The organism is Streptococcus vicugnae (assembly GCF_016461705.1).
GTDB lineage: Bacteria > Bacillota > Bacilli > Lactobacillales > Streptococcaceae > Streptococcus > Streptococcus vicugnae.
On sequence record NZ_JAEMHW010000004.1, the window covers coordinates 18,303 to 37,716 of the forward strand.

The window sequence follows — 19,414 nt, forward strand, 5'->3', positions numbered from 1 at the left end:
ATAAAGCGATTAAATTGGATAAAACACAAAATAACGTTCGGATAATGCGTTATGATTATTGTGAAATTTATGAAAATGTTTTGAAAACGATGAAAAAAAGAAAAAACTTCCTAAAAAGAAGTTTTTTCAGAAATTTATAGAAAAATTTTCGCTAATTCTTTCGCAACACCGTCTTCTTCATTGGTGAAGTCTGTTTGTTTGTCAGCAAATGGTAGGAGAACATCGCTTGCATTTTTCATAGCATAACCAGTTCCTGCTAAAGCAAGCATTTCAGTGTCGTTGTGCTCATCACCAAAAGCAATCAAATCATCTTTGTCCATATTTAGTGTTTTTAGCAGATGTTTGAGGGCGTAAGCTTTGTTGATGCCTTTAGGTGAGAATTCTAAGATATTAAGCGGTCCTCCCCATGAATCAATTTCGATTTCGTGGTTGAAGTATTTGCGCATTTCATCGGCAAGAGCATATTTGTCTTCGTGATGAGTTTGCATCAAAAGACCATTTGGATTTTCGGTAATTTTTGTTACATCAAGTGTCATTTTATCGGTGATTTTATCGACACCAAAAAGTTGTGGATTGATGATGTCGTGATTATCGGCACTGATGAAGAATTTTTTACGGTATTCACTAGCGATAAAGTCTGCTTGGATACTTTTTTGGATGTCTAGGACATCAAGCAGGTATTGTTTATCGATAGTGACGCTGTGTTCAAAGTCCCATTTTTTTTCGGGAAGGTGTGTCAAGGAACCGTTAAAGGTAATCATAGGTGTCTCAAGTTGTAAGCGGCGGTAGTGCTCAAGAGCCATACGGTATGGGCGACCTGTCGCAATAACGACCTTGTGACCTTTTTCTTGTATTTTTTTAATGGTATTAACAGTATAATCTGAAATGGTATTATCACTACGCAGTAGTGTTCCATCCAAATCAAGAGCAATCATTTTTTTCTTTGTCATAGGTGTTATTATAACAAAAAAGACTAGCAAAGAAAAAGAAAAGTATTATGGTATAATGGTTTTAATAAAAAATGAGGTTACAAGTTAATGTATAAAATTTTTTGGAGTCATGTCTTTGCTTTAGGAATTATTTTGAGTATTACGTTTTTCCATGCAAATAGTGATGGTCTTATGAATGATGTGCTATTTTCGTTGTTAACAGTGGAAATGGGATTTTTCTTTTTTTATTTTAAACATATCGTGTTACGTGTAGCTGCATTTGTTTTGTGGTGCTTTTTCTACCCAAATAACTTAAATGTTTTGTTCAGTGTGGCAGATACATCATGGGCAACATCGGTTTTATGGTCATCAGATGGTATGACATCGTTTATGATTTACCTAGCAGTTCTTGTTTTTTCATTGGTTGCAGGAACTTTGAGTTTACGAATGATTTTAAAACCTTTGAAATTAAATCAATACATTCAAGTATTCTTTGTGATGGGAGTAGCTTTTTTTGCTAGTTTGCTATTTCAAGTACTCCGAACATTGGGAATTACTTGGAAGGTTATTGTTAATCAGCATTTGAATATTTTTGAAGAAGCAGCCAAAGCATTATCGACGATTAATATGCCATTTATTATCGGTTTAATGGTTGTTCAAGTAATGATGTTTGTCGTACTTGATAATGATTGATAGAAGTCAAAAGGAGGTGAGAGTTTCTCATCTCCTTTACTTGCTTTTAAGGGTAATTTCAATGCTTTTTTGCTATAATAAGCTTTAAGAAAGGGGGAGAAGATATGGTTAAAAAGAATGTTATGATTCATATCTTTTTTGGAATCATTTCGTTTGGTATTTATTATTATCATTTGCGAGGTCCGGATCTGGTTTGGAATATGTTTCTGGCGCTACTTGCTCTTGATTTTTCACTCCTTTCTTATTTTACAAAACAAAAAGTGGTGAGAGGGGCAAGTAGTCTCTTATGGTTGTTTTTTTACCCGAACACTTTTTATATGTTGACAGATATTGTTCATATGAACTTTACGGATTCGGTTTTATGGAATAAAACTAGCTTGATTTTGTACATGTTGTACGTGTCTAGTATTTTATTTGGAGTTTTATGTGGGATTGAAAGTGTTAAGAACATTGTGGTGACTTTTAAAATCAAAAATTATTATATCCGAATGTTTTTTATTGCAATCCTATCTTTTGTTTCGAGTTTCGCGATTCATATTGGACGCTATGCACGATTAAATTCTTGGGATATTTTTACTAGACCAGGTCTTGTCATTGATGAAATCTTAAATGTCATTAGCTGGAACGCTATTCATTTCGTGCTTGGCTTTACTTTTTTACAGATTTTATGTCTTATCTTTTTAGATCGTGAAAATTTTAAATAAAGTTATTGAAAACTGAACAATCTTTTGATAAAATATATAAGTCGTTCGGAAATAGAAGAAAAAGCGACTATTATTAACCTTATTAAAGGAGAAACCATTTAAAAATGGAAAAGTTTTTTAAACTTAAAGAACATGGTACAGATGTTCGTACAGAAGTAACTGCTGGTTTAACAACATTCTTTGCAATGTCATACGTATTGTTTGTTAACCCATCAATCCTTTCACAAGCTGGAATGCCTGCCCAAGGTGTGTTCCTTGCCACAATTATTGGTGCTGTCGTTGGTACATTGATGATGGCTTTCTACGCTAATCTTCCATATGCACAAGCACCAGGTATGGGACTTAACGCCTTCTTCACATATACAGTTGTCTTTTCACTAGGTTACTCTTGGCAAGAAGCTCTTGCGATGGTCTTCATCTGCGGACTTATCTCACTTGTTATTACAGTAACTAAAGTTCGTAAATTGATTATTGAATCAATCCCAGCAGCATTGAAATCAGCTATTTCAGCTGGTATTGGTATTTTCCTTGCTTATGTTGGTATTAAAAATGCCGGCTTCTTGAAATTCTCTATCGATGCTGGTACTTATACGGTAGCTGGGACTGGTGCTGATAAAGGTCTTGCTTCAATTACAGCTAACGCATCAGCTACACCAGGTTTGGTCGCTTTTAACACACCAGGTGTTATCCTTGCTTTGATTGGTCTTGCTATCTCAATCTTCTTTATCGTTAAAGGAATTCGTGGTGGTGTTATCCTTTCAATTGCTGCAACTACAGTTGTTGGTATTTTGATTGGTGTTGTTGATCTTGGTTCAGTTAACTGGGCTGCAACTAACTTGTCTGCTTCAATCAATGATTTGAAAGAAATCTTTGGTGTAGCTCTTGGTAGTCAAGGTCTTGGTTCATTATTCTCAGATGCTTCACGTATTCCAGGTGTCTTGATGGCAATTCTTGCTTTCTCATTGACAGATATTTTTGATACAATTGGTACACTTGTTGGTACTGGTGAAAAAGTTGGTATTGTTGCCACAACTGGTGAAAATAAAGAATCTAAATCACTTGACCGTGCCCTTTATTCTGATTTGGTTGGTACAACATTAGGTGCGATTGCAGGTACTTCAAACGTAACAACTTACGTTGAATCAGCAGCAGGTATCGGTGCTGGTGGTCGTACAGGTTTGACTGCTCTTGTTGTAGCTGTTCTCTTTGCTATTTCAAGCTTCTTTAGCCCACTTGTATCAATCGTTCCTACTCAAGCAACAGCTCCAATTCTTATCATTGTTGGTGTTATGATGCTTTCAAACCTTAAAAATGTTAAATGGGACGATCTTGGTGAAGCAGTTCCAGCATTCTTTACATCAATCTTCATGGGATTCAGCTACAGCATTACTTATGGTATCGCTGCTGGATTCATCACTTACACATTGGTTAAAATTGTAAAAGGTCAAGCAAAAGAAGTTCACGCTATTATGTGGATTCTAGACTTCTTGTTTATTCTTAACTTTGTTAGCTTGGCAATTTTATAAAAATATAGTTTTTGACAAAAAGCTGAAGGTAAAAGTTCTCTCGCCTTCAGCTTTTTTATACATAAAACATGCTGTAAGTCTTGGCCTGGTTGACTTTTTAAAAATTTTTTTATAAAACCACTTGTGAAAAACTGGCGAGACTTGGAAGGTAAGCAGAATTTTGATATAATGGACTCATGTTTTATAGTCATAATGAAGATGAGTTGATGGCATATGGTTATCAGCTCGGTCGAAAGTTACAAGCAGGAGATGTTCTGGTGTTAACAGGAACTCTTGGTGCTGGTAAAACGACATTAACTAAAGGAATCGCAAAAGGGCTTGATATCGATCAGATGATTAAGAGTCCTACCTATACGATTGTTCGGGAATACGAGGGGCGTTTACCGCTCTATCATCTAGATGTTTACCGTATCGGAAATGACCCAGATTCTATTGATCTGGATGATTTCTTGTATGGCGATGGTGTTGCCGTGATTGAATGGGGTGAACTTTTAGAAGAGGATTTACTCGGCGATTACTTAGAAATCATTATCACTCCTTCAGGAGATGGTCGTGACATAGAGTTACAATCTAATGGCCCACGAAGTAAGGAGCTTCTGGAGGCTGTAGAACGTGGCTGAACAAGAGGTAATCGCTGAAGAAGCACAGCTTACTGATGCCAAAGCTTTAGTTGACTTGCTTAAGCAAGTTAGCTTAGAGACAGATTTTGTTGTTGCAGAGACGCTTTTGTCGCAAAAGGATATGGAAATCTTTTTGGAGCGACATCTTGCATCTGTTAATGAAATTTGTTTGGTAGTAAGAGTTGGTCATGAGTTAGCTGGTGTTTTGAATATATCTAGTACTAGCTCACCGCAGACAAATCACATTGGTGATATTTTTATTGCTGTTCAAGAAAAATATTGGGGATATGGTCTTGGCTCGCTTCTTATGGAAGTTGCTCTTGACTGGGCTTGCCACACGCCAGTGATTCGTCGTTTGGAATTAACAGTTCAAGCTAGAAATAGCAGAGCTGTTCACCTTTATGAAAAGTTCGGTTTTAAGATTGAAGCTACTAAGGAACGTGGCGCAAAAACTAAAGATGGAGAATTTCTTGACGTCTACTTGATGAGTAGGTTGATAGACTAAAAGTAAACAAATGAAACTCGGAAAAAAAATACTGCTCATGATAGCAGCAATCTTTGTGACAACAATTGTTGCATTAGGTGTTTATATTACAAGTGCTTACAGTTTTTCAACAAGTGAGCTCTCAAAAACGTTTAAAGATTACAAAACGTCTGGTTCAAGCAGCAATGCTATCAAACAGACAAAACCTTTCTCAATTCTTTTGATGGGGGTCGATACAGGAGATTCTGAACGTCAATCAACTTGGGAAGGTAACAGTGACTCAATGATTTTGGTAACTGTTAATCCTAAAACAAAAACAACGACGATGACTAGTCTTGAACGTGATATTCTAATTGAATTGACTGGTCCTGAAGATAATAATATGAATGGCGCTCAAGCTAAGTTGAACGCAGCTTATGCTTCAGGTGGGGCTCAAATGGCTATCATGACTATTCAGGATTTGTTGGATATTAAGATTGACTATTATATGCAAATCAATATGCAAGGTCTTGTTGATTTGGTTAACGCTGTTGGTGGTATTACAGTAACCAACAATTTTGATTTCCCTATTTCAATTGAAGAAACAGAGCCAGATTATACATCTTCAGTTGAACCAGGAACTCATAAAATTAATGGTGACCAAGCTTTGGTTTACGCACGTATGCGTCACCAAGATCCAAAGGGAGACTATGGTCGTCAACAACGTCAACGCGAAGTTATTCAAAAAGTTCTTAAGAAGATTTTAGCGCTTGATAGTGTATCGTCATACAAGAAGATTCTTTCTGCTGTAAGTAAGAACATGCAGACAAACGTTGAGATTTCATCAAGTACTATTCCAAGTCTTCTTGGCTATGCGGACTCTCTTAAAAATATCGAAACTTATCAATTAGAGGGTGAAGGACAAACAATTAATGAAATTTCTTATCAAATTGTAAGTTCAGATCATTTGCTTGAAGTGCAAAACCGCATCAAGAAACAACTTGGCTTAGAGGAAAGTACCGAACTAAAAACAACAGCTGTTCTTTCTGAGAACCTTTATGGTACATCAGGATATGGTTATAGTTCTGATTACAGTAGCTACAGCGATTATAGCAGTGATGGCTACAGTGATTACATAACTGATACATACTCAGAAGATACTGCTTACCCATATTAAGATTAAAAAGCCGACCTTTGGTCGGCTTTTTAATTATTTAGTTTGAATAAAAAAGCTTGGAAAAATCCTAGCTCTTTTTATGATTGATCACTTTCTTGATATTTTGCCAAAGTTGTTTTGATTTGTTCGAGTCGACTATTTGTTTCTTGTTCAAATAAGCGACGTTTATAATCTAATTCTTGGCTAATGCTTTGAAGTTTTGGCAATTGCTGATTGATATCGTCAATAGTATGATGAATTTTTGTGATATCTTCAGCGATTTTGTCACTGATTTCATTAGCGTCAGCAATATCTGCTTTGATTTCATCGCGTTTTTGGTAAGTTTTGTAGGCTGCAAAACCAGCGCAGCTTGCAAGGCCAAATGCGACAAGATGGCCTAATTTCATGCTTCTACCTCTTTAGCAATTTGTTCTGCCAATTTTCCAAGAGCTTCGAAATCTGGTTCGTGTTCTGTAAAGTTGATGGCGAATTCATCGTTTTTAGCATAACGTGGAATAAGATGGATGTGTGCATGGAAAACAGTTTGTCCAGCAATTTCTTCGTTGTTGTTAACGATATTCATTCCAACTGCACCTGTTGCTTTTTGAACAGCACGCGCAACTTTTGGTAAACGTGCAAAGAGTTCTTGTGATGTTTCTTCTGACATTTCAAGGACGTTTTTAACATGTTCTTTTGGAATAAGGAGTGTATGTCCTTTAGTAGTTTGTGAAATGTCTAAGAAAGCTAAGACTTTATCGTCTTCATAAACTTTTGATGACGGAATGTCACCTGCGATAATTTTACAAAAGATGCAATTTTCCATTTGAATCACCTATAATCCTTTGATTTTGTTATAATTATTATATCAAAAAAATGTGGGTATCTTATGTTAAAAATTGAAAATGTCACAGGTGGATACATTAATATCCCTGTTTTAAAAAATATTTCATTTGAAGTTTCTGATGGTGAGTTAGTTGGTTTGATTGGACTTAATGGTGCAGGAAAATCAACAACTATTAATGAAATTATCGGACTTTTGACACCATATCAAGGACAAATTACTTTGGATGGTTTGACTTTGGCTGATAATCAAGCAGACTATCGTAAAAAAATTGGTTTTATTCCTGAAACACCAAGTCTATATGAAGAGTTGACTCTGCGTGAGCATCTAGAGACGGTTGCTATGGCTTATGATCTTGACTTTGAACAAGCAATGGCGCGTGCAAAAGAATTATTAGAGCTTTTTCGTTTATCTGATAAATTGGATTGGTTTCCGATTAATTTTTCAAAAGGGATGAAGCAAAAGGTTATGATTGTTTGTGCCTTTATGATTGATCCTCATTTGTTTATCGTTGATGAACCATTTTTGGGACTAGATCCTTTGGCGATTTCTGATTTGACGGATTTGTTAGCGCAAGAAAAGGCTAAAGGAAAAGCTATCTTGATGTCAACACACGTTTTAGATGCTGCTGAAAAAATGTGTGACCGTTTTGTGATTTTGCATCATGGTCAAGTGCGTGCTATGGGAAATTTGGCTGAATTGCGTCAAGCTTTTGGTCAGCCAGATGCTAGTCTAAATGACATTTATATGGCTTTAACTAAAGAGGGATAGAGATGAAAGAAGTTTTTCTTAAACGACGTAGTCTTTTTTTAGGGCAATGTCTGAAATACTTACGTTATGTATTGAATGATCATTTTGTACTGGTTTTGTTGTTTTTATCAGGGTTCTTAATGGTCCAATACGGGGAATTGCTAAAACATTTTCCAAAGCAGACAACCTGGATTGACGTGATTCTGGTAATTGTGACAGTTCTTCTGCTTAGTCTTGGGAGAATTGCGACTTATATTGAAGCGCCAGATAAGTTATTTTACCTGCCTAAGGAAGAAGAAGTGGTTGCTTGGATTCATCTGGCAAGAATTCGTTCTTTTGGAATTTGGGCATTTTTACAAACGGCTGTTTTGCTACTTTTAGCACCAATTTTCTTTAAGTTGGGCGTAACAGTGCCAGTTTTTGCTGCACTTTTGTTAGTGCTGATTGGTATTAAGTGGTTTATCATGCTGAGAAAAGAAAAAGTCTTTTTTAGAGATGGATATTTTTCTTGGGAGGCGGCGATTACTTATGAAAATAAGCGCCGTCAAGCTATCTTAAAATTCTTTGCTCTCTTTACAACAGTTAAAGGAATTTCTGCTAGTGTCAAACAACGCGCTTACTTAGATAAGATTCTTGGTTTGGTTAAGAAGCGTCATGATAAAACTTGGTCAAATTTATATTTGCGAGCTTTCCTTCGAAGTTCGGATTATTTAGCACTGACCTTACGTTTGGTACTTCTAAGCATTTTAGCCTTGGTTGTTATTCCGAATCATTTAGTAGCAGCAGGGCTTGCTTTGATTTTTAATTATCTCTTACTCTTTCAGTTATTAGGACTTGGTAGACATTTTGAATATCAATATTTAACACGCTTATACCCTATTTCAGAAATGCAGAAAATGGCTAATTTAAAAGCTTTATTGAAACGTTTGTCTTATTTGATTTGTATGATTGAATTGTTGCTATGCTTTTCTTTGAAAGCAGCAGGGCTTCTTATTTTGATTACAATAATTGTTACAGAATGTTATCTTCCTTACAAAATTGCGAAGATGATTGACTAGGAACTGTAAAACAAGTAAAATAAAAAGTGACGAATCGTATTATATAGGAAAGAAAAGGAGGGCAGACAGGTGACAACAGTATCAGATCAGGAATTGACAATGGCACCACTTCGAGGTAAAAGTGGTAAAGCCTTTATTGGTCAATATCCAAACGGTGAAAAAATCTTTATCAAGTTTAACACGACACCAATTTTACCAGCTCTTGCTAAAGAGCAGATTGCTCCGCAATTATTGTGGGTGCGACGTACAGGTAATGGCGATACAATGAGTGCACAGGAATGGCTTGATGGAAGAATTTTGACTAAAGAGGATATGGGTAGTAAACAAATTGTCCATATTCTTTTGCGTTTACACAAGTCACGACCATTGGTTAACCAATTACTACAGTTAAACTATAAGATTGAAAATCCATATGATTTATTGGTTGACTGGGAAAAAAATGCACCATTGCAAATTCGTGAAAATACTTATTTGCAAGGTATTGTAAAAGAATTAAAACGTAGCTTGCCAGAATTTCGTTCTGAAGTTGCGACCATTGTACATGGAGATATCAAGCACAGTAACTGGGTCATTACAACAAGTGGTATGATTTATCTTGTTGACTGGGATTCTGTTCGTTTGACAGATCGAATGTACGACGTAGCCTTTCTTTTGAGTCACTATATTCCTTACACACGTTGGGGTGAGTGGTTGAATTATTATGGCTATAAAGACAATGAAAAAGTACGCAGTAAAGTTGCTTGGTACGGACAATTTTCATATCTTTCACAAATTTTGAAATGCTTTGATAAGCGAGATATGGAACATGTCAACCAAGAAATTTACGGCTTACGAAAATTTAGGGAGTTAGTTAGTAAAAAGAAATAATGCGAGTTAGAAAACGTAAGGGTGCTGAGGAGCACTTAGAAAATAACCCACACTATGTTATCTTAAATCCAGAAGAAGCAAAAGGTCATTGGCGTGAAGTCTTTGGTAATGATAACCCAATCCACATCGAAGTTGGTTCAGGAAAAGGAGCATTCATTACAGGAATGGCTTTGCAAAATCCAGATATTAACTATATCGGAATTGACATTCAAGTATCAGTACTTAGCTACGCTTTGGATAAAGTTTTAGATAGTCAAGCACCAAATGTTCGTTTGTTGCTAGTTGATGGTTCTGATTTGACAAATTATTTTGCTGACGGCGAGATTGATTTGATGTATTTGAATTTCTCAGATCCATGGCCTAAAAAACGTCATGAAAAACGTCGTTTGACTTATAAAACATTTTTAGATACTTATCGTCAAATTTTACCGGAACATGGTGAAATTCACTTTAAAACCGATAACCGTGGTTTGTTTGAATACAGTTTGGCAAGCTTCTCACAATATGGCATGATTTTAAAACAAGTTTGGTTAGACTTACATGCTAGTGATTTTGAAGGAAATGTCATGACTGAATATGAAGAGAAATTTTCTAAAAAAGGTCAAGTCATTTATCGTGTGGAAGCACAGTTTCAGTAAACAGCTAATGTTAGCAAAAAGAAGTTAGGCGACTAATCTTCTTTTGGAGAGGTACTTAGTGGATAGGTGTAAGAAATGCTTAGGCTTTTAGGGGTTCGATTCCCTTCCTCTCCTTACACAATTGAATATAATAAAACGTCCTTTGGTTTTGAAAACAAGTTCAACTGTTTTTTGGGGCGTTTTTTGCATCTTTAAAGATTTTAATTGTCAAGTAATATAAAATCAATTGCATTATGAAAAGGAAAACTCACTAGAGTTAATGGTGGTATGTTGTTAGAAAACGTTATTTAGGTGATATTAGCAAGTGATTTAGAGCTTGCTTAGAATAGTGAGGCTGTATGCTTTTAGGTAGAGTAAAAGAATTATTATATAAGTATCAAGGCTGGTTGACCTATCTTGGGGCTTTAATCGCTTTTAACTTGATGCTTAATTTGGCTTATGATGAGATTGTAGTTAACCATGAAAATCCTGTAAAGTTAATTGTTTCGATTGTTGTATTGGGTGTAGTTATATTCGCCTCTTATATAGGTCGAAGACGGCACATGTTGTCCTACTTTATTCTTGAAAGTTCTGATGACATCAATATGTATGCTCTTGATTTGAATTATCGTTTTATGGCTATCAATCGAAATGATATTCGTCTGATGCAAGAAATCTTTAAATTCACTCCAAAGATTGGTGATTGTCCGCTACGGCATTTAGATGCTGAAAGATCAGCAGAGCTAAAAGCTAATGTCGATAGAGCACTGAAAGGTGAGACTTTTACGTCCTTAGATACTATCGAATATGATGGTAAGACACTTTATTGGCAAAATATGTTTTCACCGATTTATAATCGTCGCAAGAAAATTATTGGAGCTTTTTCAATCGTTGTCGATGTCACCGAGCAGCGCAAACAAGAATTAGCAATGCAAAAGATGGCTTATGAGGATGTTTTAACTCAGGTCCATAACCGCCGTTATATCGAGCTTGCTTTTGACGAATGTGTTCTTAACAAGACTGAAGAGATTACGGTTATCATGTCTGATTTGAATAAATTTAAAGAGGCTAATGACATTTATGGTCATGCTCGTGGGGACCAGATTTTAATTGAATATGGTGAGTTATTAACTAAGGTTATGCCAGAAAATGCTGTAGTTGCACGGCTTGGTGGTGATGAATTTGCAGTTTTACTTTCGGGGGTTACGAAACAACAGGCAGATTTTTTGATCAATCTTGTTAAGATTGAGATGATGGTAAAAGATATGCCTGTAACGGCTTCGCTCGGTTCCTATACAGATTCTTATGAAGCACATAAGACATTTGTTGATTTTTGTGCATGTGCTGATGAGAGAATGTATCGTGATAAAAATCAGAAAGGATAAGGCTTATGATCTATCAAGATCTTGTTATTGTTATTCCTGCCTTTGAACCTGATCATCGTATGTTAGAGTTATTGAGAGATATTCGATTACGAGAAGATAAACCTTTTGAAATTGTTCTTGTCGATGATGGCAGTGGACCAGATTATAAAGCTCTATTTGATGAAGCTAAAGAAAAATATGCTTGTCATTTATTGACGCATTCTGAAAATAAAGGTAAGGGTCGAGCTTTAAAAACAGCCATCTCATACATTATTGAACATTTACCACAAGCTAAAGGTATTGTAACCATTGATTCAGATGGTCAACACACTTATGAAGATACCCTAAAATGTCTAGATGAGTTTTTAAAATATCCAGAGAGCTTAGTGCTTGGGGTTAGAAAATTCGAAAACTCTGTTCCGCTTCGTAGTAAATTTGGTAATTTATTGACTCGTGATGTTTTAGATGCTTTTACTGGTATGAAGGTTTCTGATACTCAAACTGGTCTTCGTGTCTTACCAGCTAGCTGGTTAGAAAGAATGCTCGGGGTCGAGGGGGAACGTTATGAATTTGAGATGAATATGCTTTTAGCGGCTAAAGAAGGTGGTATTCCTATTCGTGAAGTCGGTATTGCGACTATCTATCTTGATGAAAATCAATCTTCACACTTTGATGTTATTCGTGATTCACTTCGCATTTATAAGGTATTCTTTAAGTATATTTTTTCATCACTATTCTCATTCTTAGTAGATATTGTTGCTTTTACGATTTTGATTTCACTCTTTAATGGTCTCAGTCTCAGTGCGGTAACCCTTGCTTCGGTTTTAGCACGTGCCATTTCATCAGTTGTGAATTATATTTTAAATCACAAGGTTGTTTTCAAGAAGGGTAAGGCAAGTAGTGCGGTTAAGTATTTTATCTTGGTTGTTGTACAAATCATGTTATCAAGTCTTTTGGTAACCCTTGTCGGAAATGCTTTGACAGCTGTTCCAATCTCAATTGTGAAAATTGTTGTTGATGGGGCACTCTTCTTCGTTAGCTATTTTGTTCAAAAGCACTTAGTCTTTAGTGGAGGTGGAAATGAAGAAGCTTAAAAACTTACTGTATATTGCCGCCTTTCTCACCACAATCTTTTACTTGACTTGGCGCTTGCTAGCAACAATTCCGTGGCATGATTCTTGGTTTGCTTTGATTTTTGGTCTGCTATTGTGGCTGAGTGAAGTGGTTTCGGCGATTACAGGTTATATTCTGATTTTAAACAAGCAGAAGAATTTTGAACTGGAAAAACCAGAGATTTCTTATGACCGTTATCCTGATGTTGATGTCTTGATTGCCACGCATAATGAAGACCCTGATTTGCTTTACAAGACCATTAATGCCTGTACTTACTTAGATTATCCTGACAAATCAAAGGTTCGCATCTTTGTCTGTGATGATACCAATCGTCCAGCAGTTGCTAAAATCGCAGAAGAACTTGGTGTTGGTTATTTTGGTTTATCTGATAATAAAGATGCCAAATCAGGAAACTATAATAATGCGCTTAGCAAAACATCAGCTCCGCTTGTGGCAACTTTTGATGCGGATATGATTCCATACCGTGAATTTTTGATGGAAGCTGTGCCATATTTCATTGAGCAGGTTGAAGCTTACGAAAGAGGCGATCATTATGACAAGCCAAAAATTGGGTTGATTCAAACTCCACAAAGCTTTTACAATGCGGATATTTTCCAATACAATCTTTTCTCAGAAGAAACTTTGCCGAATGAACAAGATTTCTTCTCAAAAGAAATCAACGTTTTTAACAATGCGCGTGGTGCAGCGGTTTATACTGGGTCTAATACAGTTATTTTTCGTAAGGCTATTGAAGATGTTGGTGGATTTCCGACAGATACCATTACTGAGGATTTTGAACTTGGTGTTCGAATGAATGCAGCAGGTTACGTCAATTATTCAACTAAAAATCCAATGGCTAGTGGTTTAACGCCAACTGACTTAAAGAGTGTTATCAAACAGCGCGTTCGTTGGGGACGTGGGGTTATCAGAAGTAGTTATAACATGAATGTCTTCTTCAATAAAAATTTGACGAAGGGGCAACGTTTGGTTTATATCAATGGTTATCTTTATTGGTGGTCATTCTTTAGACGTTTGTTATATATCTTGGCTCCGATTTTGTACACTGTCTTTCATGTGCGTGTTGTAGTGTCAAATATTTGGTTGCTCTTCTTTTTCTGGTTGCCAAGTTACGCCTTGACACGTTTATCAATGCGTGAAGTTTCAAAAGACTATCGAACACAAGTATGGGGTGAAATTGTTGAAACGATTTTTGCACCGTATTTGGTCATTCCTTTGATGATGGAATCCTTTGGGATTAGTGAAAAGAAATTTAAGGTTACTCGAAAAGGAAATGATTCTTCATGGACTTTGTACTTGTATGCTATTCCTTATGCGATTTTATGGCTGCTTGCTATGTATGGTCTAGTAACCTTTAACTATGGTAAATTTGGTTCGGAACTTTTCTATGGTAGTATCATTAGTTTCTGGCTCTTTTATCACATTGTTAATTTGACATTTGCTATTTTCTGTGCGATTGGTCGTCCAATTTATCGATCAAGCGAACGTTTTATTGTTGATGAACCGATGACTATCGATGTTGATGGAGAGTCTTACCAAGTTAGGGTTTGTGATATTTCAGAAACAGGAATTTCCTTTAGCTCTAACTTGCCACTTTATTTACCAAAAACAAAAGAGATAACACTTCATTTGCAATCGCGAAATTATCGTGCGACTGCAAAAGGATATGTGGTTCGTGTTGTGGTGGGTGAAAATGGCTGGCGATATGGAGTGCAATTCACTGAGGTTGAACCAGCTGATATTCGTGAATTTTATCAATACATTTACGACCGTATCAATCACAATTTGCCAACGCATAAGGATTCTTGGATGACAACTTGGGATGATTTGCTTGAAAACTTTAACCGACGTTTCCAAAGTAATGAACGTCCAGTTTCAGCATACGACCCAATTGCCTTACCAAAAGTGCGTCTAAATGAGGATGTTGAATACAACGGCATAAAACGTCAACTTAGAAAGACGAATTATTATTATATGACTTTTTCTGGGCAATTAGAAAATCCGCGCAGAAAGCCAATAGTTGACTTTATCTATCATGACATGTTCTTCAAGCTTGCCTTTGTCTCTTACGATATTGATAGAGATGAGTCACTCTACCAAGTGGTGAATCTTCCAACTCTGGAAAAATTACCTGCTTTTAAAGCTTTAGCAAATGAATGGAGGGAAAAAGTATGATATCGATTTTGAGATTACTTTTATTCTTTGCTATTACCATGGGTTATGATGCCTTTTTCCGAAATGCTTTGAAGATGAATCGTCGCTTGACGTGGGTTTTCACTTTCTCATTTATTACCTTGATTTTACATCTTGGTAGTTTAGTTGGCGAGATGCTAGAGACGGTTTATGCTATATCCGTTGTTGGTTGTCTCTTAAGTCTTTATCATCTGTGGAATATCTGGAAGAAAAGAATAAAATTCCGTAAGCTAGATTACATTGCCATTGGGATGATGCTTTATTTGCTTTTGTTTGGAGTGACACTTTGGAATTCTCCAATCTTGCATTATGATAATTTTACCCATTGGGCAACGATTGTAAAATTCTTCCACATCAATAACGCTCTTCCAACGCAGTATGATACGATTATTAGTTATTATACTTATCCTGTTGGTAGCTCACTCTTTATTTATTTCTTTACAACCATTGTTGGTTTCTCAGAAGGAAGTATGCTTGTTGGGCAATTCTTCTTAATTGCTTCCTGCCTTTATGCCATGTTTGGAGCATTGCGTGATGAACGTCGTGTTCTGATGGTTGCTATGGTTTTTGCTTCCTTTGCGGTTTTCAATACTTTCAACGTGGCTATTCGTTTGAATAACTTATTGGTTGATTTCTTGTTACCAGTGCTAGCTTTGGCTGCGATAGCGGGTTGTTTTGCCTATCGTAATCGCTTCTGGATGATGTCGCTTCATACGGCAGTTATTCTAGGAATGTTGAGCATTGTCAAGGTCAGTGGATTGTTCTTTGCTTTTTTAGCTTTAGTGGTTTACATTGCATGCATGATACGCTTGATTATTCGTAGAAGAGCAGGTTTGAAAGCATTTGTCATGATGCTCTTCACTGTGCTAGCAAGTTTCTTACCGTTTATTATTTGGCAAAAGCATGTGTCTAATAATTTCCCTGACGCGGCTAGTGCTAAGCATGCTGTTTCAATGACAGATTTAAGGCAAATTTTATCAGGTCATGTTGCTGGAGTACCAGAAAAGATTATCAATCTTTTTGTTAAATCAATCTTTGATATTAATAGCTTATCAACGCAGGGCATTATTATCCTTAACTTGATTTTATTGGTTGCCTTTATTATTATTGGTATTCGCTTAAAACATATCAAGAATGTTTTGGTTACATGGTTGTTTATTGATATTTCCATTGTGACTTACTATATTAGTATTCTCTTGATGTATCTAACAGCTATGCCGACAGATGAGGCTTTAGAGTTAGCTGGTTTTGAACGCTATGCTTCAAGTATGGTTATCTTTGCTTTTGGTTATCTGGTTATGGCACTTGCTTGGGAAATGGACAAATCCCTTTATGAACAAACCATTAGTCAACGTAATGCCAAATCCTATAAGAGCTTGTGGAATAAACGCTTGTACCAATACGCAACTTTGGGATTAACAGTTTACGCAGTGGGAATGTTGTTATCTGAAAACAACAGCATTGTCTTTAATAATAATCAAGAAACGAATAAGGTTTCTAAAGAGCTTCACAAGCTCACTGGAAATAACATGAATTCAACGAAAAAACGAATTCTTGTTGTAACAGCTGATAAAGAACATGTAGATAGTTTCTTTGTTCAATATGCTAGTCGTTATTATCTTTGGGATGTTAATGTTGATGCTAGGGAAAATTTTGTCTCAGCAGATAAAGAATTCTTAGATTTGATGAAGTCTTATAATGATAATGCAACAAGTTACTACCTTTGGAATGAAAATATTGAAGCTAGAGATGATTTTAACTTCACAGATAAAGATTTCATTGCCTTATTGAAGACTTACGATGAAGTGGTGATTTTGGATGATCACTACACTTTCAATGCTTTGACTAAGAAACTTTTTGGACGGACGTATGCTCCAGGAGTTTACAAAACATCAGATATTCTTTCTGGTAAAGGATGATTTTTCCTAGTCTAATAAGCTTTTGACTTGTCAAGGACATCAAATTATGTTACTATAATATAAAATAAGTAGAAGGAGGCGGAGTTTGTAACTTCGCCTCTTGTGTGTGCTTAATATCATTTTGGTGTTAAGCATTCTACTAATATCGTTGGTCTGCTTATAAGCTAGCCAATGTGATGAACTTTCTATTTTAATTTTGATAGATGAAGGAGGGGATTCTTATCGCAAACGCAAATACAATCATTGAATTGGTTACTGAAGCTGTTGCACCTGCTATTAAAGATCCGTTCGAATTGGTTGATGTTGAGTACGAAAAAATGGGCAGCGATTATGTCCTTAGTATCTTGATTGATAAACCTGAAGGAATTACAGTAGATGATACAGCTGAATTAACAGAAATTATCAGTCCTCTACTTGATGGCATCAAACCAGATCCATTTCCTGAACAATACATGTTGGAAGTGTCTAGCCCTGGTTTAGAGCGTCCGTTGAAGACTAAAGAAGCCCTTGAAAAGGCTGTAGGTTCTTATGTCAATGTGAGTCTTTACAAAGCTATCGATAAAATTAAGGTATTCCAAGGAGACCTTGTTGCTTTTGATGGTGACACATTGACAATTGATTATTTGGACAAAACACGCAAGAAAACCGTTGAAATTCCATATTCGACAGTTGCAAAAGCGCGTTTGGCAGTGAAATTGTAGTCAAACCACATTAACAAACTACAATCTGATTTTACTTAGATATAAACGAAAGGATTACGCTCTACTTATCCAGTAGAGCAATGAAAAAAATGAGCAAAGAAATGCTAGAAGCCTTCCGTATTTTGGAAGAAGAAAAACACATTAACAAAGACGATATCATCGACGCTGTCAAAGAATCTTTGAAATCAGCATATAAACGTCGTTATGGTCAATCTGAATCATGTGTTATTGAATTCGACGACAAAAAAGGAGACTTTAAAGTCTACACTGTTCGTGAAGTTGTTGAAGAAGTTTTTGATAGTCGTCTAGAAATCAGTTTGTCAGATGCATTAAAAATTAGTTCAGCTTACGAACTAGGTGACAAAATTCGTTTTGAAGAATCTGTTGCTGAATTTGGTCGTGTTGCTGCTCAGTCAGCTAAACAAACAATCATGGAAAAAATGCGTCGTCAAATCCGTGAAGTGACTTACAATGAGTACAAACAACACGAAGGCGAAATCATGACTGGTACAGTTGAACGCTTTGACCAACGTTTCATCTATGTTAACCTTGGTTCACTTGAAGCTCAATTGTCACACCAAGATCAAATTCCTGGTGAAACATGGAAATCACATGACCGTATCGAAGTTTACGTCTACAAAGTTGAAAACAATCCAAAAGGTGTTAACGTCTTTGTAAGTCGTAGCCACCCTCAATTCATCAAACGTATTATGGAACAAGAAATTCCTGAAGTATTTGACGGAACTGTTGAAATCATGAGTGTTTCACGTGAGGCTGGAGATCGTACAAAAGTTGCTGTTCGTAGCCACAATCCAAATGTTGACGCTATCGGTACAATCGTTGGTCGTGGTGGAAGCAACATTAAAAAAGTTATCAGTAAATTCCATCCAAAACGTTATGATGCTAAAGCTGGTGTTGAAGTTCCTGTTGAAGAAAACATTGATGTTATCCAATGGGTTGAAGATCCAGCAGAATTCATCTATAACGCTATTGCACCAGCTGAAGTAGACATGGTTCTTTTCGACGAAGAAGACAGTAAACGTGCTACAGTTGTTGTTCCTGACAACAAATTGTCACTTGCTATCGGTCGTCGTGGACAAAACGTTCGTTTGGCTGCTCATTTGACTGGCTACCGTATCGACATTAAATCTGCTTCAGAATATGAAGCCCTTGAAGCTGAACGTGAAGCACAAGAAGCACCAGCTGAGGAAGTTGTTGAATCTGCTGATACAGAAGTTGTAGCAAACGACGCAGAATAAGAAAGATAGAGGTGTTTCATGGCTAAAACACGTAAAATACCTTTAAGAAAATCAGTTGTTTCAGGTGAAGTGATTGATAAACGTGATTTACTTCGCATCGTCAAAAACAAAGAAGGAGAGATTTTTATCGATCCAACTGGTAAGAAAAATGGCCGTGGAGCTTATATTAAACTTGATAACGCAGAAGCGCTTCAAGCCAAAGAAAAACGCGTCTTTAACCGTAGCTTTTCAATGGAAGTTCCTGAATCGTTTTATGATGAATTGATTGCTTACGTAGATCACAAAGTCAAAAGAAGAGAGTTAGGTCTTGAATAACCACCAAAGATTGTCAAATTTAATTGGACTAGCACAGCGTGCAGGAAAAGTAATTTCTGGAGAAGAATTGGTCATTAAGGCTATCCAGACTGGAAAAGCTAAACTTGTTTTTCTAGCAAATGATGCTGGTGACAATTTGACAAAGAAAACAACTGATAAAAGTCATTATTACAAAGTAGAAGTCTCCACAGTGTTTAACACACTGGAATTAAGTGCTGCGCTTGGTAAACCACGTAAAGTGGTTGCCATAGCAGACGCTGGATTTTCAAAGAAAATGAGGACTCTTATGAACTAACAGAATAGGAGGA

General features: G+C 36.3%; 21 protein-coding genes and 1 tRNA gene. 19 read left to right on the forward strand and 3 right to left on the reverse strand.

Annotation, left to right across the window (positions count from 1 at the left end):
* Positions 1 to 134: 134 nt before the first annotated feature.
* Positions 135 to 950, reverse strand: a complete 816-nt coding sequence (locus tag JG537_RS07860; RefSeq protein ID WP_132868859.1) for an HAD family hydrolase — start codon at positions 948 to 950, stop codon at positions 135 to 137.
* 87 nt (positions 951 to 1,037) lie between these two features.
* Here JG537_RS07860 and JG537_RS07865 point away from each other — a divergent pair, with 87 nt between their 5' ends.
* From JG537_RS07865 to lytR, 6 genes are all read left to right on the forward strand, one after another.
* Positions 1,038 to 1,622, forward strand: coding sequence for a hypothetical protein (locus tag JG537_RS07865; protein ID WP_199544764.1), 585 nt, complete (start codon positions 1,038 to 1,040; stop codon positions 1,620 to 1,622).
* A gap of 104 nt (positions 1,623 to 1,726) precedes the next feature.
* A complete protein-coding gene (locus tag JG537_RS07870; protein WP_199544766.1) occupies positions 1,727 to 2,326 on the forward strand; it encodes a DUF1361 domain-containing protein in 600 nt (199 codons plus the stop codon).
* A 104-nt stretch (positions 2,327 to 2,430) separates the two neighbouring features.
* Positions 2,431 to 3,852 carry an NCS2 family permease gene (locus tag JG537_RS07875; protein ID WP_132869667.1) on the forward strand — a complete coding sequence of 474 codons (1,422 nt, stop codon included), beginning with the start codon at positions 2,431 to 2,433 and terminating at the stop codon, positions 3,850 to 3,852.
* A 176-nt stretch (positions 3,853 to 4,028) separates the two neighbouring features.
* Positions 4,029 to 4,472 (forward strand): tRNA (adenosine(37)-N6)-threonylcarbamoyltransferase complex ATPase subunit type 1 TsaE, encoded by a 444-nt coding sequence (gene tsaE / locus JG537_RS07880; RefSeq protein ID WP_132869666.1) that lies wholly within the window; start codon positions 4,029 to 4,031, stop codon positions 4,470 to 4,472.
* Positions 4,465 to 4,977, forward strand: a complete 513-nt coding sequence (locus JG537_RS07885) for a GNAT family N-acetyltransferase (RefSeq protein ID WP_132869665.1) — start codon at positions 4,465 to 4,467, stop codon at positions 4,975 to 4,977. The genes tsaE and JG537_RS07885 overlap by 8 nt, the downstream gene beginning before the upstream one ends.
* 10 nt (positions 4,978 to 4,987) lie before the next feature.
* Entirely contained in the window at positions 4,988 to 6,112 is a 1,125-nt protein-coding gene (gene lytR, locus JG537_RS07890; protein ID WP_199544768.1) for a glycopolymer--peptidoglycan transferase LytR, read from the forward strand.
* Positions 6,113 to 6,189: 77 nt separating this feature from the next.
* Here the strand turns inward: lytR and JG537_RS07895 are convergent, their stop codons facing one another.
* On the reverse strand, positions 6,190 to 6,498 hold the full coding sequence (locus tag JG537_RS07895; RefSeq protein ID WP_199544770.1) for a hypothetical protein: 309 nt from the start codon (positions 6,496 to 6,498) through the stop codon (positions 6,190 to 6,192).
* The gene (locus JG537_RS07900; RefSeq protein ID WP_199544772.1) at positions 6,495 to 6,914 is read right to left on the reverse strand and encodes an HIT family protein; all 420 of its coding nucleotides are present in this window, start codon (positions 6,912 to 6,914) and stop codon (positions 6,495 to 6,497) included. Before JG537_RS07900 ends, JG537_RS07895 begins: the two co-directional genes overlap by 4 nt.
* 63 nt (positions 6,915 to 6,977) lie before the next feature.
* Here JG537_RS07900 and JG537_RS07905 point away from each other — a divergent pair, with 63 nt between their 5' ends.
* The 13 genes from JG537_RS07905 (at position 6,978) to JG537_RS07965 (ending at position 19,401) form a co-directional block, all read left to right on the forward strand.
* A complete protein-coding gene (locus JG537_RS07905) occupies positions 6,978 to 7,703 on the forward strand; it encodes an ABC transporter ATP-binding protein (RefSeq protein ID WP_199544774.1) in 726 nt (241 codons plus the stop codon).
* Positions 7,704 to 7,705: 2 nt separating this feature from the next.
* On the forward strand, positions 7,706 to 8,740 hold the full coding sequence (locus tag JG537_RS07910; RefSeq protein WP_199544777.1) for an ABC transporter permease: 1,035 nt from the start codon (positions 7,706 to 7,708) through the stop codon (positions 8,738 to 8,740).
* 69 nt (positions 8,741 to 8,809) lie between these two features.
* Positions 8,810 to 9,607, forward strand: coding sequence for a cell cycle regulator CcrZ (gene ccrZ, locus JG537_RS07915; RefSeq protein WP_414717977.1), 798 nt, complete (start codon positions 8,810 to 8,812; stop codon positions 9,605 to 9,607).
* Positions 9,607 to 10,245: a tRNA (guanosine(46)-N7)-methyltransferase TrmB gene (trmB, locus tag JG537_RS07920; RefSeq protein ID WP_039695961.1), complete on the forward strand. Its 639-nt coding sequence runs from the start codon at positions 9,607 to 9,609 to the stop codon at positions 10,243 to 10,245. Before ccrZ ends, trmB begins: the two co-directional genes overlap by 1 nt.
* 45 nt (positions 10,246 to 10,290) lie before the next feature.
* A tRNA-Ile gene (locus JG537_RS07925) sits at positions 10,291 to 10,359 on the forward strand.
* A 224-nt stretch (positions 10,360 to 10,583) separates the two neighbouring features.
* Positions 10,584 to 11,609 (forward strand): sensor domain-containing diguanylate cyclase, encoded by a 1,026-nt coding sequence (locus JG537_RS07930; RefSeq protein WP_132869219.1) that lies wholly within the window; start codon positions 10,584 to 10,586, stop codon positions 11,607 to 11,609.
* Between the two features lie 5 nt (positions 11,610 to 11,614).
* Positions 11,615 to 12,682, forward strand: coding sequence for a bifunctional glycosyltransferase family 2/GtrA family protein (locus tag JG537_RS07935; RefSeq protein WP_199544778.1), 1,068 nt, complete (start codon positions 11,615 to 11,617; stop codon positions 12,680 to 12,682).
* Complete coding sequence (locus JG537_RS07940) at positions 12,669 to 14,894, forward strand: glycosyltransferase family 2 protein (protein ID WP_199544780.1); 2,226 nt, start codon at positions 12,669 to 12,671, stop codon at positions 14,892 to 14,894. Before JG537_RS07935 ends, JG537_RS07940 begins: the two co-directional genes overlap by 14 nt.
* Entirely contained in the window at positions 14,891 to 16,831 is a 1,941-nt protein-coding gene (locus JG537_RS07945; protein ID WP_199544782.1) for a glycosyltransferase family protein, read from the forward strand. The genes JG537_RS07940 and JG537_RS07945 overlap by 4 nt, the downstream gene beginning before the upstream one ends.
* A gap of 203 nt (positions 16,832 to 17,034) precedes the next feature.
* Entirely contained in the window at positions 17,035 to 17,532 is a 498-nt protein-coding gene (rimP, locus tag JG537_RS07950) for a ribosome maturation factor RimP (RefSeq protein WP_074482633.1), read from the forward strand.
* Positions 17,533 to 17,621: 89 nt separating this feature from the next.
* Complete coding sequence (gene nusA / locus JG537_RS07955; protein ID WP_074965471.1) at positions 17,622 to 18,791, forward strand: transcription termination factor NusA; 1,170 nt, start codon at positions 17,622 to 17,624, stop codon at positions 18,789 to 18,791.
* 18 nt (positions 18,792 to 18,809) lie between these two features.
* Positions 18,810 to 19,106, forward strand: a complete 297-nt coding sequence (rnpM, locus tag JG537_RS07960) for an RNase P modulator RnpM (protein WP_074482634.1) — start codon at positions 18,810 to 18,812, stop codon at positions 19,104 to 19,106.
* Entirely contained in the window at positions 19,099 to 19,401 is a 303-nt protein-coding gene (locus JG537_RS07965; protein WP_132869159.1) for a YlxQ-related RNA-binding protein, read from the forward strand. The genes rnpM and JG537_RS07965 overlap by 8 nt, the downstream gene beginning before the upstream one ends.
* The last annotated feature ends 13 nt before the right edge of the window (positions 19,402 to 19,414 follow it).